Annotated in this window: 24 protein-coding genes and 1 pseudogene; 15 read left to right on the top strand and 10 right to left on the bottom strand. The window is 53.8% G+C overall.

Annotated elements, in window-relative coordinates:
- Positions 1 to 2: 2 nt before the first annotated feature.
- The 6 genes from mutM (at position 3) to recF (ending at position 6,628) form a co-directional block, all read left to right on the top strand.
- The gene (mutM, locus tag AC2FLU_RS03930; RefSeq protein WP_496715551.1) at positions 3 to 854 is read left to right on the top strand and encodes a bifunctional DNA-formamidopyrimidine glycosylase/DNA-(apurinic or apyrimidinic site) lyase; all 852 of its coding nucleotides are present in this window, start codon (positions 3 to 5) and stop codon (positions 852 to 854) included.
- 66 nt (positions 855 to 920) lie between these two features.
- The gene (acuK, locus tag AC2FLU_RS03925) at positions 921 to 1,697 is read left to right on the top strand and encodes an acryloyl-CoA hydratase (RefSeq protein ID WP_480474809.1); all 777 of its coding nucleotides are present in this window, start codon (positions 921 to 923) and stop codon (positions 1,695 to 1,697) included.
- 225 nt (positions 1,698 to 1,922) lie between these two features.
- Complete coding sequence (gene rpsT, locus AC2FLU_RS03920) at positions 1,923 to 2,186, top strand: 30S ribosomal protein S20 (protein WP_039541017.1); 264 nt, start codon at positions 1,923 to 1,925, stop codon at positions 2,184 to 2,186.
- Positions 2,187 to 2,741: 555 nt separating this feature from the next.
- Positions 2,742 to 4,127, top strand: a complete 1,386-nt coding sequence (gene dnaA / locus AC2FLU_RS03915) for a chromosomal replication initiator protein DnaA (RefSeq protein ID WP_480488104.1) — start codon at positions 2,742 to 2,744, stop codon at positions 4,125 to 4,127.
- 224 nt (positions 4,128 to 4,351) lie between these two features.
- Positions 4,352 to 5,473 (top strand): DNA polymerase III subunit beta, encoded by a 1,122-nt coding sequence (gene dnaN, locus AC2FLU_RS03910; RefSeq protein WP_480483945.1) that lies wholly within the window; start codon positions 4,352 to 4,354, stop codon positions 5,471 to 5,473.
- Between the two features lie 57 nt (positions 5,474 to 5,530).
- Positions 5,531 to 6,628, top strand: a complete 1,098-nt coding sequence (gene recF / locus AC2FLU_RS03905) for a DNA replication/repair protein RecF (protein ID WP_480519982.1) — start codon at positions 5,531 to 5,533, stop codon at positions 6,626 to 6,628.
- Here recF and AC2FLU_RS03900 read toward each other — a convergent pair.
- Positions 6,625 to 7,191 carry a carboxymuconolactone decarboxylase family protein gene (locus AC2FLU_RS03900; RefSeq protein ID WP_209507178.1) on the bottom strand — a complete coding sequence of 189 codons (567 nt, stop codon included), beginning with the start codon at positions 7,189 to 7,191 and terminating at the stop codon, positions 6,625 to 6,627. The two genes, recF and AC2FLU_RS03900, sit on opposite strands and share 4 nt — an antisense overlap.
- A 100-nt stretch (positions 7,192 to 7,291) precedes the next feature.
- Between AC2FLU_RS03900 and AC2FLU_RS03895 the strand changes: the two genes are divergently transcribed.
- Together AC2FLU_RS03895 and gyrB are read left to right on the top strand one after the other, a co-directional pair.
- Positions 7,292 to 7,864, top strand: coding sequence for a TetR/AcrR family transcriptional regulator (locus AC2FLU_RS03895; protein ID WP_480555246.1), 573 nt, complete (start codon positions 7,292 to 7,294; stop codon positions 7,862 to 7,864).
- Positions 7,865 to 7,978: 114 nt separating this feature from the next.
- On the top strand, positions 7,979 to 10,396 hold the full coding sequence (gyrB, locus tag AC2FLU_RS03890) for a DNA topoisomerase (ATP-hydrolyzing) subunit B (RefSeq protein ID WP_480474814.1): 2,418 nt from the start codon (positions 7,979 to 7,981) through the stop codon (positions 10,394 to 10,396).
- On the opposite strand, the gene AC2FLU_RS03885 is transcribed toward gyrB, so the two are convergent.
- From AC2FLU_RS03885 to AC2FLU_RS03875, 3 genes and pseudogenes are all read right to left on the bottom strand, one after another.
- Positions 10,319 to 10,720: a hypothetical protein gene (locus AC2FLU_RS03885; protein ID WP_496715546.1), complete on the bottom strand. Its 402-nt coding sequence runs from the start codon at positions 10,718 to 10,720 to the stop codon at positions 10,319 to 10,321. The genes gyrB and AC2FLU_RS03885 overlap by 78 nt on opposite strands.
- Positions 10,713 to 10,928 carry a hypothetical protein gene (locus tag AC2FLU_RS03880; RefSeq protein ID WP_480519976.1) on the bottom strand — a complete coding sequence of 72 codons (216 nt, stop codon included), beginning with the start codon at positions 10,926 to 10,928 and terminating at the stop codon, positions 10,713 to 10,715. The genes AC2FLU_RS03885 and AC2FLU_RS03880 overlap by 8 nt, the downstream gene beginning before the upstream one ends.
- Before the next feature lie 28 nt (positions 10,929 to 10,956).
- Positions 10,957 to 11,714 (bottom strand): annotated as a pseudogene (locus tag AC2FLU_RS03875) (IS5 family transposase).
- Positions 11,715 to 12,139: 425 nt separating this feature from the next.
- Between AC2FLU_RS03875 and AC2FLU_RS03870 the strand changes: the two are divergent.
- The gene (locus AC2FLU_RS03870; protein ID WP_496811872.1) at positions 12,140 to 14,512 is read left to right on the top strand and encodes an autotransporter family protein; all 2,373 of its coding nucleotides are present in this window, start codon (positions 12,140 to 12,142) and stop codon (positions 14,510 to 14,512) included.
- A gap of 94 nt (positions 14,513 to 14,606) precedes the next feature.
- Here the strand turns inward: AC2FLU_RS03870 and AC2FLU_RS03865 are convergent, their stop codons facing one another.
- The gene (locus AC2FLU_RS03865; protein WP_496808987.1) at positions 14,607 to 15,533 is read right to left on the bottom strand and encodes an SdiA-regulated domain-containing protein; all 927 of its coding nucleotides are present in this window, start codon (positions 15,531 to 15,533) and stop codon (positions 14,607 to 14,609) included.
- A gap of 182 nt (positions 15,534 to 15,715) precedes the next feature.
- Between AC2FLU_RS03865 and AC2FLU_RS03860 the strand changes: the two genes are divergently transcribed.
- Complete coding sequence (locus AC2FLU_RS03860) at positions 15,716 to 16,474, top strand: hypothetical protein (RefSeq protein WP_480521210.1); 759 nt, start codon at positions 15,716 to 15,718, stop codon at positions 16,472 to 16,474.
- On the opposite strand, the gene AC2FLU_RS03855 is transcribed toward AC2FLU_RS03860, so the two are convergent.
- The 5 genes from AC2FLU_RS03855 to AC2FLU_RS03835 form a co-directional block, all read right to left on the bottom strand.
- Positions 16,475 to 17,416: a metallophosphoesterase family protein gene (locus AC2FLU_RS03855; RefSeq protein WP_496715674.1), complete on the bottom strand. Its 942-nt coding sequence runs from the start codon at positions 17,414 to 17,416 to the stop codon at positions 16,475 to 16,477.
- Positions 17,406 to 18,839, bottom strand: a complete 1,434-nt coding sequence (locus AC2FLU_RS03850; RefSeq protein ID WP_480555941.1) for a hypothetical protein — start codon at positions 18,837 to 18,839, stop codon at positions 17,406 to 17,408. Before AC2FLU_RS03850 ends, AC2FLU_RS03855 begins: the two co-directional genes overlap by 11 nt.
- A gap of 1,359 nt (positions 18,840 to 20,198) precedes the next feature.
- Positions 20,199 to 20,813, bottom strand: coding sequence for a hypothetical protein (locus tag AC2FLU_RS03845; RefSeq protein ID WP_480623875.1), 615 nt, complete (start codon positions 20,811 to 20,813; stop codon positions 20,199 to 20,201).
- A 55-nt stretch (positions 20,814 to 20,868) separates the two neighbouring features.
- Positions 20,869 to 21,168: a hypothetical protein gene (locus AC2FLU_RS03840; protein WP_480474852.1), complete on the bottom strand. Its 300-nt coding sequence runs from the start codon at positions 21,166 to 21,168 to the stop codon at positions 20,869 to 20,871.
- 363 nt (positions 21,169 to 21,531) lie between these two features.
- Positions 21,532 to 21,831, bottom strand: coding sequence for a hypothetical protein (locus tag AC2FLU_RS03835; RefSeq protein WP_480521200.1), 300 nt, complete (start codon positions 21,829 to 21,831; stop codon positions 21,532 to 21,534).
- A gap of 565 nt (positions 21,832 to 22,396) precedes the next feature.
- On the opposite strand from AC2FLU_RS03835, the gene AC2FLU_RS03830 reads away from it, so the two are divergent.
- From AC2FLU_RS03830 to AC2FLU_RS03810, 5 genes are all read left to right on the top strand, one after another.
- A complete protein-coding gene (locus tag AC2FLU_RS03830) occupies positions 22,397 to 22,912 on the top strand; it encodes a DUF805 domain-containing protein (protein ID WP_480521198.1) in 516 nt (171 codons plus the stop codon).
- A gap of 73 nt (positions 22,913 to 22,985) precedes the next feature.
- Positions 22,986 to 23,756: a hypothetical protein gene (locus AC2FLU_RS03825; protein WP_496808988.1), complete on the top strand. Its 771-nt coding sequence runs from the start codon at positions 22,986 to 22,988 to the stop codon at positions 23,754 to 23,756.
- On the top strand, positions 23,740 to 24,276 hold the full coding sequence (locus tag AC2FLU_RS03820) for a hypothetical protein (protein WP_480521194.1): 537 nt from the start codon (positions 23,740 to 23,742) through the stop codon (positions 24,274 to 24,276). Before AC2FLU_RS03825 ends, AC2FLU_RS03820 begins: the two co-directional genes overlap by 17 nt.
- A 687-nt stretch (positions 24,277 to 24,963) precedes the next feature.
- Positions 24,964 to 25,203 (top strand): hypothetical protein, encoded by a 240-nt coding sequence (locus AC2FLU_RS03815; RefSeq protein ID WP_480607462.1) that lies wholly within the window; start codon positions 24,964 to 24,966, stop codon positions 25,201 to 25,203.
- Positions 25,200 to 26,669, top strand: a complete 1,470-nt coding sequence (locus AC2FLU_RS03810) for a flavin-containing monooxygenase (protein ID WP_496808989.1) — start codon at positions 25,200 to 25,202, stop codon at positions 26,667 to 26,669. The genes AC2FLU_RS03815 and AC2FLU_RS03810 overlap by 4 nt, the downstream gene beginning before the upstream one ends.
- Positions 26,670 to 26,744 lie beyond the last annotated feature (75 nt).

The raw sequence follows: 26,744 nt of genomic DNA, 5'->3' as shown, positions 1-26,744 counted from the left end.
TAATGCCAGAATTGCCCGAGGTCGAGACCGTAAGACGCGGCCTGAGCCTTGCGATGGAGGGGGTCGAGATCGAACGCGCCGATGTGAATCGCCCGGATCTGCGCTGGCCATTTCCCGAACGCATGGCAGAACGGCTGACCGGGCAGCGCGTGGATCGGTTACGGCGGCGATCAAAATATATCCTGGCCGATCTCAGCAGCGGCGAGACATTGTTGATCCATCTGGGGATGTCCGGGCGAATGACGGTGTCAGGGGATCCACTAGGTCATTTCCTGCGCGAACATCCTGCCGCTGAGAAACATGACCATGTTGTTTTTCACATGGCCAACGGGACGCGTATCACCTTTAACGATCCACGCCGGTTCGGAGCGATGGACCTGCTGCCCACAGCCACAGCCGAGGATCACAAGCTTCTGGCGGTTCTGGGACCAGAGCCCTTGGGCAATGATTTCCACGAGCAACACCTGATTGAGGCGCTCAAAGGCAGGAATACCCCAGTCAAATCAGCCCTGCTGGATCAGGGAATCGTTGCCGGATTGGGGAATATCTATGTTTGCGAAGCGCTTTATCGCGGCAAGGTGTCGCCACGTCGCAAAGCAGGGCAAATTTCTGCGACGCGTGTCGCATCGCTGGTTCCCATCATTCGGAAGGTGTTGCAGGACGCGATCCAAGCAGGCGGATCATCCCTGCGGGATTTCCGGCAAGCTGATGGAGAACTTGGATATTTTCAGCACAGTTTTGATGTCTACGGTCGTGAAGGAAAGCCCTGCCGAACCGAGGGTTGCAATGGTCTGATCCAGAGAATCACCCAGTCCGGTCGCTCATCCTTCTACTGTGCGCAATGCCAAAGATAGCTTGATCCAGAGAATTCGCGTGGTAAGGACTCGTAACTGAACGGAACAACCGGAAGCTTTTTTCTCATGGCTTTTGAGACGATCATCGTCGAAATCGAAGACCACGTCGCCCTAATCAAACTCGACAGACCAGATGCGTTGAATGCGCTGAACTCCCAGTTGCTGGGTGAGTTGTGTACCGCGCTGGAAGAGGCGGACAGCAACGACAAGGTGCGTTGCATCGTCATCACCGGATCGGACAAGGCCTTTGCCGCAGGCGCGGACATCAGGGAAATGTCCGAGATGAGCTTTGTCGATGTCTACACAACCAACCTTTTTGCTGATGCAAACGATCGGGTTTCCGCTATTCGCAAACCGATCATCGCCGCGGTCGCGGGCTATGCTCTGGGTGGGGGATGCGAGTTGGCAATGCTTTGCGATTTCATCATTGCTGCGGACACTGCAAAATTCGGCCAGCCTGAAATCAACCTTGGCGTCATAGCCGGGTTGGGCGGCACCCAGCGTTTGACGCGCTTTGTCGGCAAGTCCAAGGCGATGGACATGAACCTGACTGGGCGGTTCATGGACGCGGACGAAGCTGAGCGCTCTGGTTTGGTCAGCCGGGTCGTACCGGCTAAGAAGCTGATCGAAGAAGCCGTCGGCGCGGCGCAAAAAATAGCCGAGAAATCGGCACTTACGGCAGCGGCGGCAAAAGAAGCGGTCAATCGCAGTTACGAGCTTCCGCTGAGTGAAGGTATGCTGTTTGAGCGTCGGGTCTTCCATTCCATGTTTGCCACCGAAGACCAGAAAGAGGGCATGGCGGCGTTTCTTGAAAAGCGGGCTGCGCAGTTTCGCGACAAGTAAATCGCAAGAGATTAATGAAAGGCGGGTGTTGCCCGCCTTTTCTTTGCCGGGTCTGTGAGATCCAAGAATCGGCTTGGCAATCCTTAAAATGTTCGGTAATGAGCGCCGCAATACATGCGCGTGCGGCCCGCTTGGCCCGACTCACACTCGTGATTTCTGATCCGGTGCGGATATATCCGTGGCGCGCAACCCTTGATAACCGTACCGAACGAAGGTCAGAGACACATGGCAAATTCGCCCCAGGCAAAGAAACGCGCCCGTCAGAACGAAAAGCGTTTCGCTGTTAACAAAGCGCGTCGTTCGCGCATCCGCACCTACCTGCGTAAAGTCGAAGAAGCGATTGCATCCGGTGACAAAGATGCGGCAACCGCAGCACTGCGCGCCGCCCAGCCCGAGCTGATGCGCGGCGTCACCAAAGGCGTGTTCCACAAGAACACTGCTGCGCGTAAAATGTCGCGCCTGTCGGCCCGGGTCAAAGCTCTGGGTTGAAGCCTGCGGGTTACCCTAGGTCAAGTCAGCAAGGCTGAACTAATGTCAAAGGCGCTGCGCATTGCGGCGCCTTTTTTCGTGTTGCCGGAATACCGCGCCTTCACGAAACCGAGAGATTCTTTCGACCAAAGACCCGAGTCAATATCAGAGTTTCGTTGCCGCGCCCCATTTCAAGTTGCTACCACTGATGTCAGCGATTCACTCGCTTGGGGGGACAGGCTGTTTACTCGATCGGACTGACGGGCATCAGATCGATCAGGAAACATTCGTCGACGACTGGCGCAAGCTGGGCTGCCGATCTGCCGCGAAGTCCGGATTATCCGGGATTCTCGGCCCTGTCTGAAAATTGAGATTGTGACGTGCAGCCCGAGTTTCGGGACGCTCATTTATTGTTGAGCGTCGAAAATCCGGGTGCACCGAACTTTCAGGGGCAATCCCGCCAAGCCGTTAGGTTTGGCGACAGGTTCCCTTTGGGCGTGTGAATGCAAGACCGGGCAACCGGCTTCGTATGATAAGGCCGACAGGCCAATAAGAATGGGATGCGTGAGGCGCTGAATGACACAAGAGAAATGGGGACTACTGCGTAACAAATTGCTGAAGGCTGTCGGTCGGAATAATTACACCACATGGATCGAGCCTCTGGAATTTAAAGAGCTGCAGGATGGTGTGGCGGTTTTTTCCGTGCCAACGAACTTTATGGGGAACTACGTCAGCCAGAATTTTGCGGACCTCATCTTGTACGAGCTGAATACGGCTGGGGAAACCGTTCAGCGTCTGGACTTCCGTGTTGCTGCCAACTCGCCCGCGCGTCCCAAGCCCGCAGCCAAGGTGGTCACCGAAACTCAGCCAGAGCCGGTACCCTTAGCGGCGACGGATAGTGCGCAGAACGCTTTGGAGTCGTTGCAGGCCGCGCCGCTCGATTCACGTTTCACCTTTGACAGTTTTGTGGTGGGCAAACCCAACGAGCTGGCCCATGCTGCCGCGCGCCGTGTGTCCGAAGGTGGCCCGGTAACATTCAACCCGCTTGTTCTGTATGGTGGAGTGGGTCTGGGTAAGACCCACCTGATGCACGCAATTGCCTGGGAGCTGAAAACCAAGCATCCGGAACTGAATGTCCTGTACCTGTCAGCCGAACAGTTCATGTATCGCTTCGTGCAGGCCCTGCGGGAACGCCGGATGATGGATTTCAAACATTTGTTCCGTTCGGTCGATGTGTTGATGGTCGATGACGTGCAGTTCATTGCCGGAAAGGATTCTACTCAGGAAGAGTTTTTCCATACGTTCAATGCGCTGGTGGATCAGAACAAGCAGATCATCATCTCGGCCGACCGCGCCCCGGGCGAAATCAAGGATCTGGAAGATCGTGTAAAGTCCCGCCTTCAATGTGGTTTGGTCGTTGACCTGCATCCGACCGACTATGAATTGCGTCTGGGCATTCTTCAGAACAAGGTCCAGCAATATAGCAGTTCCTATCCCGACCTGACGATTGCAGATGGCGTCCTTGAATTTTTGGCTCATCGTATCTCGACCAATGTCCGCGTGCTGGAAGGTGCTCTGACACGTCTGTTTGCCTTTGCCTCGTTGGTTGGACGCGAGATCGACATGGAGCTGACGCAGGATTGTCTGGCAGATGTCCTGCGCGCATCCGAGCGTAAGATCACGGTTGAAGAGATTCAGCGGAAAGTATCCGAATACTACAACATCCGCATGTCTGATATCATCGGTCCCAAGCGCCTGCGATCCTACGCGCGCCCTCGTCAGGTGGCGATGTATCTGTGCAAGCAGCTGACCAGCCGGTCGCTGCCAGAGATCGGCCGCCGGTTCGGCGGGCGCGACCACACCACGGTCATGCATGGCGTCAAGCGCATTGAAGAGCTGAAACTGACCGATGGTCAGATCGCTGAAGACGTGGAAATGCTGCGCCGTTCTCTCGAAGCCTGAACCGGGCCAGTAGTGCTAAGAAACGCTCCGGACTTCTGTGCCGGGGCGTTTTTTGTGCGTAAGAATCCACGGTTGCACCAGAACTGAGGCGTGTGGGGCACGCCGCACTTGACGGTTGGTGCATTCCAACCCAGAAATCCGTAAAAAATCCTTGTGCCTCGGGGTGGAACCGCTAACGTGCCAGTCCCGCCCATGTCGGTACGCAAGTCAGAGGAATTGAGGGTATGAAGATCAGCATTGAACGCGGCACCCTTCTTAAAGCCGTTTCGCAGGCTCAGTCCGTTGTAGAACGTCGCAATACCATTCCTATACTTGCCAATGTCCTGATCGAGGCCGAAGGCGATCAGGTCCAGTTCCGTGCCACCGATCTGGATATCGAAGTGGTCGATAAGGCACCCGCACAGGTCGAAAAGGCGGGCGCGACGACCGTCGCGGCAACAACCCTGCATGAGATTGTGCGCAAACTGCCGGACGGTGCGCTGGTGACATTGACTGCTGACAGCGCCGCAGGACGGCTGACAGTTGAAGCGGGTCGGTCGAATTTTTCGCTGGCGACACTGCCAAAAGAAGATTTTCCGGTGATGGCGTCCTCGGAATATCAATCGAATTTCAGCGCGTCGGCAGCATTGCTGCGCCGGTTGTTCGACAAGTCCAAATTCGCCATCTCGACCGAAGAGACCCGGTACTATCTGAACGGTGTGTACATGCATGTGGCGGATGGGTCCGAGGGTGGAAAAGTGTTGCGTTGTGTGGCCACCGATGGCCACCGGCTAGCGAGAATTGACGCAGATTTGCCGGATGGCGCGGCGGATATGCCGGGCGTGATCGTGCCTCGCAAAACAGTGGGCGAGTTGCGCAAGCTGTTGGATGACGACGAGATGGATATCGCCGTTTCGGTCAGTGAAACCAAGGTACGCTTTGCCACGCCGGATATCACGCTGACGTCGAAGGTTATTGACGGCACCTTCCCCGACTACACACGTGTTATCCCACAAGGAAATACCCGCAAGCTTGAAGTGGATGCTGCTGAATTCGCGCAGGCCGTAGATCGCGTGGCGACTGTTTCGTCGGAACGGTCGCGGGCAGTGAAGTTGCAATTGGAAGGCGACAAGCTGATCTTGTCGGTGAATGCTCCTGACAGCGGCGCGGCCGAGGAGGAATTGGCTGTCGCTTACGGGGATGAGCGGTTGGAGATCGGGTTCAACGCCAAATACCTGTTGGAGATTGCGTCTCAGGTGGATCGTGAGAATGCAGTTTTCCTGTTCAACTCGGCTGGTGACCCGACATTGATGCGTGAAGGCAACGATCTGAGCGCTGTATACGTCGTCATGCCGATGCGCGTCTGATCGCGCGGATGCGATGCCTCCGGCGGGAGTATTTTTGAAAAGATGAAGGGAGGGGTCATGGGATTGGCCCTGACCGAGCTAACGGTCTCGCATTTTCGATCTCATAAGCTGGCGCGGTTGTCTCTGGACGGCCGACCGGTTGCCATTCACGGGCCGAACGGGGCCGGGAAGACCAATATTCTTGAAGCGGTGTCGTTGTTTTCGCCCGGTCGCGGGATGCGGCGGGCGAGCGCGGCCGAGATGACCCGTCGGCCCGAGGCGTTGGGTTGGAAACTGTCCGGGTTGCTGGACGCTCAAGGGCAGCGGTTTGAAATCGAAACCTGGTCCGAGGGCAGCGCAGCGCGACAGGTGCGAATTGATGGCAAGTCGGCGACCCAGATCAATCTGGGGAAACTTGCACGGGTAGTCTGGCTGACCCCGTCCATGGACCGTCTGTGGATTGAAGGGGCTGAGGGACGCCGTCGGTTTCTGGACCGTATCGCGCTGAGTTTTGACCCGGCCCACGCCGAAACATCGCTGATTTATGAAAAAGCGATGCGCGAACGTAACCGTCTGCTGAAAGAGCAGATCAGGGACGCGCATTGGTACGCCGCGCTTGAAGGGCAGTTGGCCGAGACGGGGCACCGCATCCATACCGCGCGGTTGAGGTCGCTGGATCTTCTACGGGCGGCGCAGGACCGGGCGGAAACGGTCTTTCCTTCGGCCGAACTGGAGTTGGTGCAAACCGAAGGCGCAATGCCCGAGACAGCGGAAGATTTGCGAGACGCGTTGAGCGAGAGCCGGTTCAGGGATCTGGCAGCGGGCCGAACCCTGGTGGGGCCGCATCGGTCCGACCTGTACGGTGTGTTCGCGGCCAAGGGCGTGCCGGCACGGGAGTGTTCCACTGGTGAGCAGAAAGCGCTCTTGGTGTCGCTGATCCTGTCCAATGCGCGGGCGCTGGCGGCGATGCTGGGCGCACCTCCGATCGTTCTGCTGGATGAGGTGGCCGCGCATCTGGATGCTGGGCGGCGTGCAGCGCTTTATGACGAGATTTGCGCGCTGGGCGCTCAGGCCTGGATGACGGGCACCGGGCCTGAGCTGTTTGCGGAAATGGGCGACCGGGCCCAGACGCTGATCGTTACCGACAGCGATCAGGGCTCGGTCGTGACCGCTTAGGCCGGTTCGCTGACTTTGCGTTCCCACAGAAAGCCGCGCATAACCTCGTCCACCGGGGTTTTGGCCATGTGGTTGACGTAGTTCGACATGGTTTTCTGGGCCAGACCCAGCACGACATCCAGAACCGCGCGGTGTGAATAGCCCGCGTCAAAGAACGCCTGAAGCTGGTCTTCGGTCGGGTTGCCGCGGGTTTCCATCACTTGCAGGGTGAAGGTGCGCAGTGCTTCGAGTTTGGCTGAAGGCAACGGAGTTTCGTTACGCAGGGCGTCCGATATCTCGTCCGAGATCTTCATCATCTTGGCGATCCCGGTGTGGGCGGGCACGCAGTAGTGGCATTCGTTTTCCACATTGATGGTCTGCCAGACGACGGTTTTCTCATCATTGTCGAAATCAGTTTGCAGGAACAGGCCGTGCAGAACCTGATAGCCTTCCAGATGCTGAGGGCTTTCGGCCATGACCTTATGCAGGCCGGGCAAGCGACCAAAAGCGGCCTGAGACTTTTGCAGCAGCGGTTTGGACGCTTCAGGCGCGGTTTCGAGGTCGTGAGACGGGAAATTGGCCATGTCGGAACTCCTGTTTCTGGCGCGATGGGTCGTATTTAGGGTTTCTTGAGTGAACGCTCAAGTATATACTTGAGTGAATGTTCAAAAATTGGTGATGCTGATGCCCCGCAAACCCGCATACGATCGTGACGTGTTGATCGCGAAGGCGAAGGATATCTTCTGGCGTCAGGGCTGGGCTGGTACATCGCTGAAGGATCTGGAGCGGGAACTGAAGCTGAAGCCTGGCAGTTTTTATGCGGCGTTCGGGTCGAAAGATGCGCTCTATGCGCTGACGCTGGAGAGTTATACGCAAGAAGGTGTGGCGCGCTTAAAGGCCCTGGCAGAGAGACTGGGTCCGAAGGAGGCGCTGAAAGCGCAGCCCCGATTGGTGATCGAAGCGGTCGAGACCCCGGCAAAGGCCTGCATGTTGGCAAAGACATATGCCGAGTTGAAGGCGAAGGATCATGACCTTGCGGATCAGGCGGCGCATCATATGGCGGAAATGAAAGGCTGTTTCGCTGATCTGTTTCGCAGGGCTCAGGATGCCGGTGAAATCGGGGCGGGACATGATCCGGATCGACTGGCGGCACGGTATCAGTCGGACATTCTCGGGCTGCGATTGTCGGCCGAGCGCAAGGATGTCGACGCGTTGGAAATTGCCGCGGATATCGCTTCTGATATCGATCGTTTGTGATCCCTTTTTCGGGCGGCAAAAAACGATCCGGAACAACACAAAATATTGGGGGATGGCGTGACAATCCCTACCAGAAAACGTATAAGTTACCAAAATAATATAGGTACTGACTGAATGTCCGAAGACGCACAGGCCCCCCAAGAATACGGCGCAGATTCTATCAAGGTTCTCAAGGGCTTGGAGGCAGTTCGCAAACGCCCCGGCATGTATATCGGGGACACGGATGATGGCTCGGGTCTGCACCATATGGTGTATGAAGTTGTCGACAACGGGATTGACGAGGCTTTGGCGGGTCATGCCGACCATGTGACGGTGAAAATTCACGCCGATTCCAGTGTTTCGGTCAGCGACAATGGACGCGGTATTCCGGTGGACATCCACCCGGAAGAAGGCGTGTCGGCGGCCGAGGTCATCATGACCCAGCTGCACGCCGGTGGGAAATTCGACAGCAACTCGTACAAGGTGTCGGGCGGCCTGCACGGTGTGGGTGTTTCCGTGGTGAACGCGCTTTCGGATTGGCTGGAACTGCGCGTCTGGCGCAATGGCAAAGAGCACATCGCGCGATTTGAAGGTGGCGAAACCGTTGAGCACCTGAAGGTTGTTGGCGAATGCGGGGACCGGACAGGAACAGAGGTGCGGTTTCTGGCTTCGACCGACACATTCTCGAACCTTGAATACTCATTCGAGACATTGGAAAAACGCCTGCGCGAACTGGCTTTCCTGAATTCGGGCGTTCGGATCATCCTGATTGACGAGCGTCCGGCGGAACGGCTGGAAACCGAGCTGTTCTATGAAGGTGGGGTCAAGGAGTTCGTCAAGTACCTCGACCGGTCCAAAACCCCTGCCATGTCCGAGCCGATCTATATCAAGGGCGAGCGCGACGATATCGGTGTGGAAATCGCAATGTGGTGGAATGACAGCTATCACGAGTCTGTACTGCCCTTTACCAACAATATTCCTCAGCGCGATGGCGGTTCCCATGTGGCGGGTTTCCGTGGTGCCCTAACCCGGACGATCAACAACTACGCGCAGTCCAGCGGGATCGCGAAAAAGGAAAAGGTCAGCTTTACCGGTGATGACGCGCGCGAAGGTCTGACCTGTGTGCTGTCGGTCAAAGTGCCTGATCCGAAATTCTCGTCGCAAACCAAAGACAAGCTGGTCAGTTCCGAGGTTCGCCCAGCGGTCGAGGGTCTGATGAACGAAAAACTTGCCGAGTGGTTCGAAGAAAACCCGACCGAGGCCAAGGCGATCGTCGGCAAGATCATCGAAGCTGCACTGGCGCGCGAGGCCGCGCGCAAGGCGCGTGAACTGACCCGCCGCAAAACGGCAATGGATGTGAACTATCTGGCGGGGAAGCTGAAGGATTGTTCCGAAAAAGACCCGTCCAAAACCGAAGTCTTCCTTGTCGAGGGTGATTCAGCCGGAGGGTCGGCGCAAACGGGCCGTGACCGGCTGACACAAGCGGTTCTGCCTCTGCGCGGTAAGATCCTGAACGTGGAACGCGCGCGGTTTGACAGGATGTTGTCCTCGCAAGAGATCGGTAATCTTGTCATGGCTCTGGGCACGGGTATCGGCCGTGATGAGTTCAATATTGAAAAGTTGCGTTACCACAAGATTGTCATCATGACCGATGCGGATGTGGACGGTGCGCACATCCGGACTCTGCTGCTGACGTTCTTCTACCGGCAAATGCCTGAGCTGATCGAAGGTGGGTATCTTTATATTGCGCAGCCGCCGCTTTATAAGGTTTCGCGTGGAAAATCAGAGGTTTATCTGAAAGATCAGGCGGCTCTGGACGATTATCTGGTCAACCAGGGGATCGAGGGCGCCGTGCTGAAACTGGGTTCGGGTGAAGAGATCACCGGGCAGGACCTGGCCCGCGTGGTGGACGAAGCGCGCCAGTTGAAACGCGTTCTGGACGCCTTCCCGACGCACTACCCGCGCCACATCCTGGAACAGGCCGCCGTTGCAGGTGCCTTTGTGCCGGGTGCGGTGGACGCAGACCTGCAAGGGGTGGCTGACAAGGTTGCCGCCCGTCTGGACCTGATCGCGCTGGAGTATGAGCGTGGCTGGCAGGGCCGGATCACACAGGATCACGGAATTCGGCTGGCCCGCATTCTGCGTGGTGTCGAAGAGGTTCGCACCTTGGACGGCCCGATGTTGCGGTCGGGAGAAGCGCGCAAAACAGGCAACTTCACGCAAAGCCTGCAAGAGGTCTACAACACTTCGGCCACGTTGATCCGCCGTGATCGTAGCCAATTGATCCACGGTCCGCTGGACCTGTTGCGCGCCATTCTGGAAGAAGGGGAAAAGGGCCTGTCCTTGCAGCGCTACAAAGGTCTGGGAGAGATGAACCCCGGCCAGCTTTGGGAAACGACTTTGGACCCGGATGCACGCACGCTGCTGCAAGTGCGCGTTGACGATATGGTGGAAGCTGACGATCTGTTCACCAAGCTAATGGGTGATGTTGTCGAACCTCGTCGAGAATTTATCCAGAAAAACGCACTGAGCGTCGAGAATCTGGATTTCTGACGGTTTGTAGGAACCGTCTTTTTGCAGGGTGTTGCGCGACTGCTGGATGACTGATCGAAACTGAATGGTCTCGTCAAAACCGATAATACGCGCTATCGCTTCGCGCTTTCGTCCCTTGGTTTCGTCCAGAAAACCGACGATATCGGCATGCCGCAAGATGATCCGGTCACGGATGAACCATTCCAGCGCGTCGGTGATCGTGCTTTTGCCAGCGGCGTTTTCTCCATAGATCGCAAGGCTTCGATGTTTCTTGGTGAATTTCTGCGGCAACTCAAACCGGGCGCCACGGAAACCGGTGGCTTTGAGGGAACGCAGCTTAGTCATCTGCACCGCCTTCATCTGCCTGAGTATTGATCGCTGCCTTGCGCAGAACTTCGAGCTGCCGAAGCAGATTGACCTTGGTCAGCTTGCCTTCATGAAGCAGTGCGCCGACCGATTTTACAGTGTCAGGATCAAGGTCTTCGTCCTTCGCTTGCTCGTCGATGAACCCGGTGACAACTTCGGTAGCCGTCTTGATTTTTTCATTGGCCACAGATGCTTATCCCTACTAGGGTCAGGATTCATAACCAGTAGATGACGACGGCTGCGAGCGCGATGGCCGAGAGGAAGACCTTGGGACACCTGTCGTAGCGGGTTGCCACGCGTCTCCAGTCTTTGAGCCTGCCGAACATGATCTCAATGCGGTTGCGCCGTTTGTATCGGCGCTTGTCGTATTTCACGGTCTTCTTGCGCTGTTTTCGTCCAGGGATGCAGGCGCGTATCCCTTTGTCTTTCAACGCATCTCTGAACCAGTCGGCGTCGTAGCCTCGGTCTCCGAGCAGCTATTCGACCTTTGGCAAACCGCCCAGCAATGCCCGTGCGCCGATATAGTCACTGACCTGTCCGGCGGTGGTGAAGAGGTCGAGCGGTCGTCCCTGGCTGTCGCAAATGGCGTGAAGCTTGGTGTTCATACCACCTTTGGTCCGGCCAATTAGGCGACCGCGCCCCCCTTTTTAGCGGCCCTGCTGGTCGCTGTTCGATGTGCCTTCAGGTAGGTCGCGTCGATCATGACTGTCTTCTGTTCGCCGTGCTCGACAGCTAGCCCCACCATCATCCGCGCGAATATGCCCTTTTCGCTCCAGCGCTTCCAACGGCTATAAAGCGTCTTGTGTGGACCATAGGCTTCAGGAGCGTCGCGCCACCTTAACCCATTGCGGTTGATGAAAATTATCCCGCTCAGAATCCGCCTGTCGTCGACCCTTGGCTTACCGTGCGACTTTGGAAAGTAGGGTTTCAGACGCGCCATCTGTGCGTCGGTCAGCCAGAAAGGATTGCTCATGTCACCGCTCTGTTTTCAGAGCCGTGAAACACGCAGCGCTCGGGAAATCAATGCATCCTGACCCTAGCTTGAAAAGGTGCGTATCGGCGGAGCGGTGAGCATCTGCATTGATCTTAGCTATCGACTCCGAAATCCAATGATCCATGCCTATACTCAATGGCGCTGTTCAGCGCCCATCAAGCTCGGGAAAATCGTTTCAAGGCTTGACCTTTTGCGATTGCTTCTATGCAAAGGTGGATATGGTCGGAATGTAAAACCCGGCTTGTCTTGCCTCGCAGTAAATGCACGAGCAGGTCTGCATTGCGCAGACCTTCCCGTGTTGTGAGCTTGCTCATATGCCACAACAAAAAATCCATAAAGATAAACTCTGTTTTTCAAGTCCTAAGTTGAGGTAGCGTCGCTTGTACCGCGAGAGGAAAAAGTTGGTGACAAACAATAGGCCGTTCCCACTAAGTCGAATTGCTCAGCGCATCACTCTGGCGAATATCGCATTCTTAATCTTGGCTTATTTGATGTCGCCAACCAAAGTACAAGCCCAAAGCTCACAGGCCTGCGTGGAATTAGGTTCTCCCCGGATAGAGTACGCTTCTGGATCTGAAAGCACTCGCGTTAATCAAACAATCTCAATGACGGAACGTACGTGTCTCCCGATCCCAAACGGACCCATTACAGGACTTACAATTGGAAACTCCTCAATTACTTCCTCAGGTGAAATTGAGTTGTATGTTCCGGGCCAAAATACCGTTCCAAGCAATGCTTCAGTTTTAACACTTTTGAATGTCGATGTCGCGGCGGGTAGCGGAGACTTTGTCTCCCGGGAAGCGTTGGCAACAAACATCAACGGGAAGCTCAGAGTGAACCTCATTGGAACTTCGATTGGTTCCGGCAGATCAATGACGTTCGCTCCCTTCAACGGCGCGAATATCGACCCCACTGAAGTCTACTTCCAGTCCGACCGCCCGCTAACCTATGACAACCTGACCGTTATGGGAGCCACCGAAGTAGTTTTCGGAGCCTACTATTTTCAGACTCGGGTTGCTGAGGCTTCTGATTTCACACTGACGAATAGTTCGATTTTCTCAACCAGCGATATGGCGATAGCCGCAGGCACGACTGTTCGCCTCGATACCACAAGCAGTTTGAACACCGTAAACTTTGAGAATTTTGGCACGTTGGCCGGAACGGGAAGCGTGAACGCATTCAACTTCACAGTTAAGAACGGAGGGGTGCTTTCGCCGGGCTTTTCAATTGGTACGCTCAATAATAGTGGCGGAATCGCTTTTGAAACTGGGTCAAGACTTTTGAGCGAAGTCGATCCGACGGCCGGTCAGAAAGTCGACTTGGTGTCATCCAGCGGGCCCGTGACAGGGATTAACCGCGCCACCATACAAGTCGAAGCCGCTCGTCCCGGCCTGACTGCGCAGGACTATGCAGCTGGCAACGACTACACGGTTTTTCAAGCCTCGAGTTTCGATGGAAACTCCCCAACTCTTGTTGCCGGAGGATCTTTGCCCGCCCTATCCAGTCTGAGTATCTCAAACACGCCAACCGCAGACGGTAGAATCGACATAACGTTTTCGACTCTCCCCGTCTCGAGTTTACCGCAACATCCATCAGTTGTTGGATCTCCCAATGCAAGCAACCTTGCTGGTGCGGTGGCTAACACCACAAACACGTCACCTGGAACTAATCTGACCAATGGCTCAACCTTGGGTAATACCGTTAACACGCTTACCAATTCAGGTTTGGCTGGGTTTAATCGTGTGCACGCAGAACCCTATTCCTCTAATTTGACCGTGGGGCTGGAGCAACTTGACCTGATAACTAACACAGTGCTGAGCCACGCTGACTGCCGCAAGTATCAAGCATTTGGCTTCAGCAATGAGGATCAACCCGTTGCAGCAGGCGACATCGACTTGGCCCAGAGCCCGAGCGGCGCAATAGACTGCTCTGATCGGCGCTGGTGGATCGACACGGCCTATGTGAGCGGAGACGTTGATGGAAGTAACGGCCTCGGGACATTCGACTATTCGCTGGGCACCATTTTGGTCGGAGCGGATGTCGCAAGCACCGATAGAGGTGTGGTCGGCGTCTACGCAGGTTTTGGGACATCCTCCATGGATGAACACGATCAAGTCGATCAGGATTTTTCGACCGACAGCTATCATGTGGGCGTCTATGGGCGTACAACAACCGGAACTTGGGAGTTCTCCGGACTGATCGGTTACATGTTCGGTGAAACCGACGCCAAGCGGAATAACCCTTCTGTTGATGGCTTTACGGGAGGCGAGGCAAAGTCTGATTTGGACCAAGAGGGCATCCATGCCGGTATCCAGGCACGGAAGCTGTTTAACCTGGACAGCGGTGCAAGGGTTTCTACGGTTTTTGGAGTGAACTACGGGCGTATTCAACAAGGTTCAGGCACAGAGACCGGCGGTGGTGATTTCAACTACTCGATTGAAAAAGCGAACGCAGAGTCTCTGGTCGCCTCCATTGGAGTTGACTACCAACGGGACTTCTTGACAGAGAGTGGTTTGCTGACCCCAATCGCCTTCGCCCGGTATGAATATGACTTCTTTGCCAACAAGGATAGTGAGCACGGAATCACAGTTACAAATCCATTGTTCGGAACATTTACACAAGTCGGACAAAATCGAGGAGCAAATGGCTTCGTTCTCGGGCTTGGACTGGGCTATCAGATTTCTGATCTGGCGAGACTAACGGCAGGGTATGGTTATTCAGTTCGTTCCAACGGCCAAGAGCATGGTCTCGGTGCAAACTTAAGCGTTCGGTTCTGATTAGGGTGGACCAACGAAGAGGAGTGGTAAGCTAGCTGCAACAACTTGCGGAAGCTATCGTGGCGGTGTGAGCTTCATTCTCTAGCGATCAAAATTAGGGAATATTAAAAACATAAAGCCGCGATTTCTTGGCGTCGTCTGTCAGGATGTAGAGAAGCCCTTTGGTCTCATCGAGAGCGATTCCTTCGGGATGTTTAACTTCCTTTTGTTTGCCATCTTCTGTGAACGTCAAACTGATAGACTTTATGGACTTGGACTCTGGATTGTAGACGAAGATTTGACGGCCTTTGTCACTTACAATCCAAAGAGAACGTGAAGATGGGGACCATGCCAGGCCGCTCAAATCCAGTTCATCATCATCTACACGCTCGGAGATGAAACCTGCATCGCGGTCTAAAGGAATGATCTCAACAATTTCATCTAGCTCCGGTGATACGACCATTAACAACCTTGGTTGTCCCTCAATGCCAATGAATACCCGCCCGGATTCCGGGTCGACGGCGATGCCCTCAGGTCCCTTGTTCAAAGGGTTACCGACGAGCAATTCAGCGGCGTCCGAGTAGCCTTTGAGAGATGTGAGAGGGATTGTAGTTAGTTGAATGGGGTCAGTCGGGTGAACGACTAGAATTGATCGATCAGTTTCCTGAAGTACTAAAACAGTCCCATCTTTTCGTGATGCGACGCCCTCCAAATCTGATCCTACCAATGCTGGCAACTTGAAAGAGTTTCCTAATACCCCGTCGACTCCGAGTAGGTGCAGTTTAGGTTCGGCATCACTTACAGACCACAAGAAACCTTCAGCGTTAGACATTGTTAAACCGGAAGGTTCCGAAAATCCCTCTGATTTGTCTGCCACCTTGAATTTATCGACCAGAACCAAACCAGCACTTTCGGCGCAGGCAAAATCGGTCCAAGGCAAGAAGGCTGCCGCAACCAAGCTGGCTGCAAAAGCAAGTCGTCTAAGTTTGCAGAAACACCGTGAAATTTCAGCATTTGACAAAAACAATCTGTTTTCTGTCATTGGATTCTCTCGCGCTTGGACCACATCCCTGTATCAGCGTTCGTATCACAGTCCGGATACGATGTCCGAAGAATGCACTGTAATCTCTTTACCTGATCCCGCCTGTTGCGATTGAATTGAATAGTGCACGATGTGCCTTTGGTTAAGCGTAAGCCTTTGGCGTGAGCAGGAAGGAAGACAAGTTGAATACGACCCTCACATTTGTGACCGTGTTGTTGATGCTGCTGTTGCCAGGTGCTGCGGTGTCACAAGTCGACCCTGCGACGATGCTGGCCGGGGCTTCGGGGTCGGAAATCGTTATCGAACGCCGGTGGACGCAGTTTCGTGGCAAACAGGAACTGTATTTCTTCACTCTCGATGTGATCGTCACGATCATTCTGGCTGGTTTGATCGTCTATCATCCTGTGAGGCGGAGAGCCCGCAGAAGTGTCAGCGATATCGTTATGCCGCGACTGTTCTTCCTATACGCGCTTGTCGGCATGGTGGTTGGGTTTCTGGTCGTACAGCACGGATCGATGATTGGGTTCGTGATTTTTGGAATAGGAGCTCTGTTAAGGTTCCGATCAAATATGGATGACCCGGTCGACACGGTTGAAATGATTATAGTGACCGTGCTTGGGCTCGCGGTCGGTTTGGGCTTACCGCTGATGGCCACACTGGTGGCGATTGTGTGTTGGTGTTTCATTTGGCTCGGTGGGCGAAACAAGGGCGTGGAAATTTCGCTCAAGGCTTCAGACGAAGAGCACTCATTGAAAGTCAGCGGGGACATTGAAGCTATGGCCGCAGACGCTGGCTGGAAGTTGGTCAGAAAACACCACGTACCCGGAAAATCTCGCGTTTCTTTGCTTTTCATTACCTCGGGTGGATTGTCGGAAGCTCGGATCGAAGAGATGATAAACGATCTGGTCCCTGAAAAAGTTGAGCTGAAACTCAACCTCTAATCATTTCACAAGGTCTAAGCGTTTCAACACCGCATTCGGGGATCTGATCTCTTTCGGGAGCGACTTGAAGTTTACTGACCTTTCGAAATCAGGCCCTCGATATACTGCTATTCCAAACTCTCCGTTTGGTTGGAACGTAACATGAGTGAAGCTGTGAGGTGATTTGGCATTGTCACCAATAAGCCGTCGCGGGCCACCTCCCAAACAAGCTTGGGAAACATAAGCCACACCGTCTTTCCAGCCTGGGTAGAAGGCATGATGGTGGCCTGACAGATGCAGAACGACACCGCTTTCTAGGTAAATTTTTTCAAGTGTTGGGTCACCGATGATTTCGCGTTCGCGCTGGATCGCGAAGGGCCAGAGTGGGAGGTGACTGAAAGTGACAACCGGATTTCCATTTGCACCCAATTCCCCAAGTCGGTCCTGTTGATCACCGGATAGCGGCCCTAAGGTCGTTGCATCCAGAGATGCAAACGTTACGCCCTGCATCTCAAACGCGTAGAAGAACGGGTAGTCATCCGAAACCAGGAAATCGACGTCTGGTTTTCTTGGTATCCATTCCTCTGCGTATACTTTTCTTTCACGCTCGAACCCACTGTAGGCGGAGGCATCATGGTTTCCAGGCGTGACCGCAAATGGAATTCCGGCAGCCGCTAAAGGATCTGATACGGCCTCGTGAAACGCCTTCCACATCTCTCTGACCTGTTTGTCTGACAAGTTGGGAATGCGCTGTCCCGCGACCATATCGCCCGTCGAAATCACCAAATCGGGATCAATCTCGACTACCCGCTCAATCGCTTTGTCGACGCGGGCATCGTATTTCACCGAACCATAGCTGCCGTTCAGATCCGATATGACGATAACATCCAATGCCGCCGCTTTGCAGGCGATCAGAGCGGTCCAAATGAACGCCGCAAAAAGCGTAGAAAGCCTACGTGTCATTACAATCCACTGTCTCTACCTCGGTGTCGTTTCTCAAAAAGAATGCGACAGGATCCAAGTCGAACATCAAATCACCATTAGAACAATTGTTCTGGAGGATGGACGTTGCCAGCGCGGTATTTTTGACGGCTTGTGCAATCTGACTGTCTGAAAGCCCAAGGCTTAGCGACAGCCAGTCATAAACCGGGCCTTGGGTTTGAAGGTCGCTATTCAATGCAACCAAGCGCCGGTAAGTGCTTGGAGAGAAGTGCCGCATTTTCTCTAGCATATGAGTAGATTTCGCGAAGTTAGCATACTCGACCCGCCCACCAGCATCGTTGTCGTTTAGATTGCTGCGACGGATTAATAATGCCTCGGCGGGAATATCTCCATCATTCGGCTGATGGTGCTTGGCTTTCTTATGCTTCAGCTTTCCGTCTTCGACCCAATACCAATAGGGTGTGAAGTCTATGTTTCCTACGCGGTCCTGCTGGCTAAAGATGAAATCGAGGAGAACAATCTCGGTAAGTTCTTGCATCCAAAATGCCATCTGTTGGTCGCTGACATCGGGACCGAGATCCTTGTTGATCATCCGGTCTTTTCGGCCTTCTCCGACGCCCTCTGCAATGGCCTCAGACAATGGTTTTGAAGAACGCAAAGCCAAGAAAGCGGGGGTTTCCTGAAAATCACGGTTTTGGCCTTTCCCCCAACCAGATTTACGGGTGCCGTTGATTTCCGAGCCGTATCGATGCCCAGGGCTATCAAGCAGTACACCATATATTTGCGTTCGATCCGATGTGAATAGATCATCGGTCGGTTGGTATGAGTTCGGGTCGGCATCCGCAGCTGCGAAGACACGCCAGCCTTCGTGGTTCATGCGCCCGCCATGAGAGCCACCAGAAATCGCAAGACCAGGCTCTGCGACCTCGGAAAAATGCGCCTGGGCGTCCATGCTGCGCCAAACCGCGACTGGAACTTTGACAGTCGTGTCGAAATACCTGGAGAAATGATAGTAAAGCAGCGAAGAAGTGGAAAACGTTCCACTGGTGCCCTTTTGGTTCATGGTGGACTTGAATTTAGCCACCCTGTCTTTGGCCAGATCTTTTGCCAACTTGCCCTCTTTGCAAGCGTTTCTCTCGAATTCAGAACGGTTCCCCATGTAGGGTCCTTCCGAAATATCGTAGACGGCCATTCCTGGGCTGGTGCTCCAGGTTTTTGGGCAAATAGCAATTTCAGAGGCATAGAAATCGATCTCGCAATAGGCTTTTTCTTCCTCAAGATCGCTGTTCTTGTACTCGCCCGTTGGAACTTTTTCGATCCGAATACAACGTTCAGAAACGCCGTTGGGACTATCAAATGTTGTGGCTTCACCGAGAACTTCGTCGTTCGCCCACAAGACAGTGGGTGCGATGAAAGCAAGTGGCCCCAGAAGATTGAACTTCATTTGGATAGTCCTCCCGGTATCATTTAGGGCAAATCGCTGCCTTTTGTTCGGTGGAGATTTTTAACTTTGGGTCGACACTGAAGTTGGAGAATTTTGTGTCAATCCACTTGTCGCATCCGCCTGAACAAGGCGCCCCGTTTCGGGCGTCATTCCAATATTCCTTGGCCCTTTCTTCCGTCCAACCGCAAAACTGAACGAGCGCCATTGCCGACAATGCGCCCGAGGAATGAACGCCCCACATGCAGTGTATCAGGACAGGGCCCTTACCAGGGTTTTCAATCACCTCGTGTATGGACGCCATGACAGCATCGGGTCGGGAGGATCTGGCGCTTTGATAGTCGAAAGATCCGTTTCCGCAACTGGTGCGACCGTATTGAGTGTTTTTGCCGAAGTCCGCATAAAACCCGGTTGAAAACCCCTCATCGCACAGGGTTTCGCGCTGAACGTTACTCAGACCCGTTCGATCCTTGTCACCGCCTTTGAAGCCAGAGCGATACAAAACTCCGCTCAAGACCGGGCGAAAGAAAGCGACGCCATCAACACCTCCGTCGCCACCCTTTGAAAGCATTTGACTGTTGCTTGGGCCACCGTTTCGACTGGTTACGTCAGAATTTGCAGTAGTTGCAAGAACACCAATGAATATCAGTGACGTCAAAAACCGCATGCCAGCTCCTTTCTATTTTTGAGCCTGTTATGCTCAAACTCTTCCCACTTTGTAATCTATTGGAGCGGCTCATTCTCGAGATCCATTTCAAGTGGGTGATAAGCCTTCCGCCATGCAGCGTTAAATTGGCCACACCAGGTTGATGATAAAGACGACCAGGAAGTAGGCCAGAAAAACTTTCCAGTTCCATTGGTGTTTGCTTTCTTCGTTGATCACGCCGGACGACTTCAATGCCAGGTTTGTAACAATCAGAGCGACAACGATGACCGCCGCATGTGCCAGATCAAAATGCGTACTAGTGCTCCCTATTGCGGATGTTAGATCGATGAAAATGTGTCAGCAGTCACCTGATGGCAGCATAGCTACATCTGAGTACCTTCCCTCAGATGTTGTGATCCGAGCACATGCACCAGTATCCGTGTTAAACCAGTACGAGGTCAGCCCTTCGCTTCGGATGAGTTCAAATCCGAGACTCTGGATGCCCATTTCAGCCTGTCCCGCTCTTGCCCCTTCAAATGACGAAAGATCGCTAGAGCTGCCCACAGTTGGTGCACTTGCATCCACCGATCCGCCACTCTCATCGCATGCTGCGAGCGCAGCAATACACGCCGTGCCTATCACCAATAGGACCTTGGATTTCATCTTTTCGCTCCTTGCAGTATTGGACTAGAGATCCAGGATTTCTGGTCGATAACCTATTCAATTCCGAAAATTACGTTGTAGTCGACGGAAGAGTTGCTGCGATTGATAACCTCCACAACATGATCACCGGATTGCCAAAGCTGTCCTCGATACTCATTGTCCGCCGACATCAATCCCAACAGTTCAGAACCATCGGGGTTACGAATGACGTAGTCCAAGGAGCCATTTCGCGGAGCAACGCGGACGTAAAGGAACTGTTCGTTCTTTGCACCGAGAAGGTATTGCTGCGACGCTCCGGGCGCGAGTTGGCCAACAAGTTCGGCGCCAGTGGAGCCGGCATCGAATTTGACACGTTGGTTACCGGTAGAGCCGGGGGCACCTGCCATGGCGCCACCGCCATCATCCATCGCCTCGACAACCGACATCTCGCCAATGCTTCCATCCTTGTACGCGATACAGCGCCAAAGCGTTCCGCCTGCGTCGCGTAGCATGACGAGCGTACCTGCTTCCGAGAACTCTGAGCTTTCTATCGTACCGGATTGACCGTCTGGTCCACCAACCTGCCGCAAATGGTCGATGCAAGCGTCGTCGGCGTCTGACATGGCCAGCGCGGCTGTTCCGCTGATCGCAAGTACAGGAGTGACAAGGTTCATTAGACTACGTTTCACAAGCAGGTCCTCTTTTGGTCTATCCTTGATGTTCTGTTCCTCGTGGGCAGGAACCTTACTTCGCATCCCTCAACTTTGATAGAAACTCATCGCATGCCTGTGCGCTGCCTACGACCTCGTCTATCGTTTCAAGTCCTTGCAGTGTTGCCATCTCGGAATTTACGCGATTGAGGATCTGATCCGCTTGCTCGGCGGTGATCAGATTTTCAGCTTGTGCTCCTTTCAATGTGGTGCAGTCACCGGCGGACAAGCCTGTCGCAACGCCAACACCCACCGCGGCGCCGCCACCCAGGGTCATCGCCCCAACCACGCCGAGGACGAGCCCGATCACAATACCCAAGATCACTTTTCCCATGTTTTCCTCCCTTTTGGTGAGGATAAGCGCGGCTATTACTGCCGGCGCAAACCGTGTGCCCATCTGCAAATCAAGACCAGCGCCAACAGGTTGAGCACCGGTGCGAGCGCCGCGAACCACGGTTTGGCCGCCTCTGAGATCGAGTCCGCTACAAGTATCCAAGGTAGCCCCAACGGCAGAAGGAACACCCCGGACAAAGGGTCTCTTTCCTGTCCCAACCAGCCAAATGTGCCCGTCAAGAATGCAATCAACGCCAACAGGTAAAGGATCGCGAATACAATGATGGTGGTTCTACAAACCAAGTCGAACCTCAGCAGATCAAGCCAGTGCTGCGCAGCCGTTTTCGGCTACGCAGCAGACTGGTCACAATGCGCCTTCGTCGCCCAGGAACTCGATACCAGCTGTTGCTCCATCACTGTAAGCAATGCAATTCCAAGGAGCACGATCCTCACCAACGCCTACAGTAACCTGTGTTCCCGCCTCGCTAAAGGCGGATGAGAGCACCACGACTTGCGAATTGTTCGTCGTGTTGGCTACATCTCGCAAACACGCCTGTTGGGCTGGCGTGAGCTCGGCTGACGCGCTTGATGTACTCGTATCGTCGCAGGCCGCAAGCAGTGCGAAACAAGTTGCGCCCGCAATCTTCACCATCTTGTTGGTCATTTTCTTCTCCCTCTGGGTTCGTTGAAATTAATCAAATTGGATGTGCTTGTTTGAAGCTCTCGTATCTGGACAGCCAATGGAACATACCTCGACCCTGTGACTATCTTGCCCAAAACCTGCCGCGGAGGGCTTTTTCGACGGAACGATTTTTCGTTGACTGCCGAGACCGCCAACAACGCGTGATGCCCGAATGGCGCCACTGGAAAAAGCTAAAGCGAACTCTGGAGGGAGGGCTAGTTCGTTAAGTCCAAGCATCGCGTCCTCCCAACGCTCGATCAATGGAGAAGGCCTTCCGACCGCCAGCACTCACTCCAGCAGTCGGAAGGGCTCGGCACAGCGAGCAGCAGCGACCACAACGGAGGTAAAATAAAGTTGTGTCGAATTCGAATGTTTGAATCTTATTCTTCATAAATCAATATTTTTTTTGTAAACTTCTTTACGCTCTCGTACGATAGGCTTCTGCTTTTAAACAAAAAGGTAGGTGGGAGCACTCATAAGGGAGAATGTGTTCTTTTGGGTCGGCGACGCGTTCTGAGTTCGCACAGAAACTAAGAAAGGATTGAAAATGGGGTTTGTTGAAGCCGTTAAAACGTGTTTCTCGAAATACTTCCAGTTCTCCGGTCGGGCTATACGCTCAGAATACTGGTGGTTCTTCTTGTTTGTGGTTCTCGTGAGTGCTGCTTTAGCTGTGCTGGATACGGTCATATTCGGGACCAACCCCGAAACGGGGCAAGGATCTCGGGTTCTGTCCTTTGTTTTCCAACTTGCAGTTATCATACCTATGCTGGCCGCCGGTTGGCGGAGGCTGCATGATACAGGACGACCTGGCTGGTATTTGCTGCTGCCGATGGCGCTCAGCATTACAACGCTTTTTGTTATGTTGGGTGGGGTGGCGTTCTTCTCGGTGTTGGAGCAAGGGACCGAAAACCCCGATGCATTACGAGGACCCGCCGCAGTCCTGGGCGTAACCGGTATTGTTGTTGTCTCAATTCTTCAATTGGTTCTGTCCATCTTGATGATCTGGTGGCTGACACGACCTTCGGAAGAAGGCGCAAACGAATACGGCGCACCTGTTTCCTGATCTGGTGGCCGGGGCGGCGGGCCGGATTCTCTGCTGAATGAAAGTGCGAAACGCAACAAAATGGAGAGAGAAAATGAGTTTCAAGACGATTTCCATTGGAGCGCTAATGATAGTAATAGCAACCACGGCATCGGCGGAGTGGTCGTTCAGTTCCGGGCCCAACCCCAATGCCTTTATTCAGACCGGAAACATGACGCTGGAGCTTCAGTGTAATCGTATCCGCTTTGCTCCGGCTGGATATGAGGATAGCCAGGACATCGTGGAAAAGCAGGGGCTCTCCATTCGTTTTTTGAAGAACGGCACCACCGAGGTTGGTGCATTTCAGGTTGGCGCAGAAAACGCTGCCATGCAGATCGTCGACAACTATCCCGTCGAGGTCAGTTTCAATAGTCAAGAGGACTATGGTTTTGTACTGGACCAGCTTGCGGCCAATGCAACAGTTAATCTGTCGATGATTGATCAAGATGTAAGCTACGGAATCTTTGACTTGAAAGGTTCCGGCGCGGCAATTCGGTCCCTTCGTTCCGCGTGCGATTCAGATACTAGCCAGGGGGGGTCCTACGAAGCACCCGAAGGCATCGTCTATTGTGGTGGTGGAGCGATAAAACGCCAGATCGAATATGTAATTCTGGACAACCCGGAGGGAGAGTGGGACGCGCTAGTAACGGTCAACGGCGAGTCGATCAGAGCCATGACGGCCTACAGTTACTTTGGAAACTCTGTGCCGCCCGCCGGATTTGTCGTCGCCCTGCTTGGGGAGGACAGGTCCGAGTTTCTGATTTTTAGCGAAGGCTCGGCAAACTGGCTGGAATATGGGGACTATAGGTATGATCAGTGCAATTGATACCTCCTTCCAACCAGCTTCCCAAATAGCGTGTAAGATGAAATGTTTGGTCGCCGGGATTGTGCTTGCTTCGGGCCTTGTTTGGACCTCACCAGCTGTCGCGGCTGATGTATCGCAACTTCCGCCCGGTTTGCAGGCGAGGGTTGATTTGGCGGCACGAGCCTGCGCGGAGTTCAACGACGGTCAATTTGACATAGCCTGGGGCGCGGTTGAAAGGGTCGATCTCGACGGAGATCTACAACGCGACTGGGTTTTGAATGAGTCTGGTTTTGCGTGTTCGAGCGCCGCATCTCTTTACTGCGGAACTGGCGGATGCATGTCGCACTTCCTGGTTGAAGAGGAGGTTCATTCATTGCTCAATCAAGGCTGGACTGTTGTTGATTTTGGGCGTCAACGCGTTGTCGTGGCAGATATTCATGGATCCAAATGCGACGCAATAAACCCAACGCCTTGCGTCAGCGCTAGTGTTTGGGATGGCGAAGCCAACACTTGGCGCTCGTCTGCTGGCCATTGGGAGTAAGTAACATTTAGGCACCGCAGGTAAGCCTGAGAGTCTGTTTGTTCGATGAGTTCTCTATAGCATGCAAACATATGGGCAAATCGTGCAAAGTTATGCGCAAATACCGCGAAGAGTTATGGGCAAAGTTCCAAGATTTTCTTCAATGAAATCAATGTCGGCAATGTAGCGTTACGAGCGCACCTACACGGTTTGTAGGTGCGCGCATAACACTTCGCACACCCCATAAGTTTGCGTAGTTTGCCCATAGTTTTGCGCTGCGCGATTGTCTGCCTTAGTGATGAATTCAATCAGTTTTTGGCTTAGTCGTTGCGGTAATGGCCCTTTGCGTTGCGCAATCTCGCAAAGGGCCTCCCCAAGGAACCTTGGGTTCCATGCGGCCTTTTTGCTTGGATTCTCGCTAAGGTCTGCGATGCGCAGAAAGCAGACTTTGCAAAGTTTGTCGACGTGTATCTTCCTGACACCAATCTCGCTACCAAGTGCTGCTGCGGCTTCCTCCAATAGCTCATTGAAACAGGCTGTAGGGGCAATCTTGGTACGAGCGGGCAAGCTAAGATTTTGAACGAGTTCTCAGGGGCATGACGGCAACGGCGACTTCGATGCCGTCTGTGATTTCAAAAGCGCCAATGGTCGCCTTACTTTCTAAAACTGTGATTTCGTGATATCCTGATATCGCCTTGGGGGGTTGTTATGGGCGATTTCTTTTGGATTGGAACAGCAATCGGCGCTGCGATTGGGCTGCTCAATATGTTGTTCATTTTGCGTTCTCGCCTCGGTCAGACCGGGTTAAATCAAGCAAAGACAATTTGGCAAGGCCTTTGGGTATGGGCGCTTTGGACCGTGTTCGGTGCCTATGTTCTGGCGCTCTGGCTTGTGGGTGTCGTTCTCTTGGGTTTATCGCGAATTTTGCGACGGGGAACTGAGGCATGAAAGTAGGGGAGGTAAAAACCGCCGCTATCATTGGTGCGGGGGTTTCCGGGCTTGCTACTGCAAAATGCCTGACGAGGGTTGGGATCCACTGCACTGTTTTTGATCGCAATCCGTACCTTGGCGGTGTCTGGGCGGATGGATACCACGATTTTGGCGTTCAGGTGCAAAAGGACCTGTACGAGTTCCCGGATTTTCCGCTTTCCGAAGAAGCGTCTCATTTCACTCCGGGGCCGGTCTTTCGAGAGTATCTGGAGGATTATTGCGATCATTTCGGAATACGAGAGTGCTTACGGTTAGGCACCCGCGTCACCTTGATTGAGCGCAAAACTGACGTGTGGTTACTTGAGGTTAGTGGCTCCGAAGGATCTGAAGATGTTGAAGTCGATCTCGTTGTTGTTGCAACCGGGCTCTATTCAGAGACACCAAATGTCCCGAACATTCCCAAACGTGAAGATTTTGGAGGAGAAGTCCTTCACGCCAGCGAATTTAAAGACATATCGCAACTCAAAGGTCGTCGTGTCGCTGTAATCGGTTACGGAAAAAGTGCCACAGATATAGCGGGTTCGGCTGTGGGTGTCGCGGAAAAGGTTCACCTCGTATTCCGAACCGCACACTGGCCTGTTCCGCGCAAATTGCTGGGTGTTCTTCCTTTCAAATGGGGAATGCTGACACGCCTTGTTGCAGCCCTGATCCCTCCGTATGTGAGACCCAGCCCAATCGTGCGCGCTATCCACTCAATAGGATATCCGTTGCCCTGGCTGTTCTGGCGTATCGTAGAACTGCTGCTCAGTACCCAGCAACGATTGCGAACGCAAATCGCACGTGGTGAGACCCTGATGCCTGAGACGCCTGTCGAATTCGACGCGTTTACGGAAGTAACTATGGTTCCACGTCCTGAGCTCATCGACTTTATCCGATCTGGTAAGATTTCTGCACATCGAACAGGTGTGAGTGCATTCTCTTCCAGCGGAATCGACCTTGCGGATGGGGTTTCTCTTGAGGTCGATTGTGTCGTCTTCGGCACGGGCTGGAAGACCGGCTACCCATATCTACCGAAGTCGATACTCAACTCTTTGGATGATGGGCCGGATGGGTTCTATTTATACCGGCATGTCCTACACCCCTCGGTGCCAAACCTTGCATTCGTGGGTCGGGCGTCCTCCTTCATGAGTGTGACGACCTTCGCGCTTCAGGCCAAATGGCTTGCGGAAGTCGTTGCAGGTCGTGTGCTCCTACCGGATGCTGAGGCCATGCAAAGCGATATCGATGCGCTAAAGTCCTGGAAACAATCATGGATGCCAGAAGGGCCGGGACGTTCCGCCACACTTCTGCTTCACATGTTCCACTATCACGATGAACTCCTACTCGACATGAGTGTAGACCCACTTCGCAAACGCGGTATCCTGGCGCCGATTTCTGAACTGATTGTGCCTTATCGTGCGGCCGACTTTCGAGACGTAGCCTAAGCGATTTGTACGAGAAGCCCCTAATATCCTTGTGACACTTCTTTAAAATGGATGCGCGGGAGGGTTTTTGTTTGG

It is taken from the genome of Ruegeria sp. SAZD013, assembly GCF_059612525.1.
Note: the sequence above shows the minus strand (reverse complement) of the source record. Positions and strands in the feature narration are given on the sequence as shown.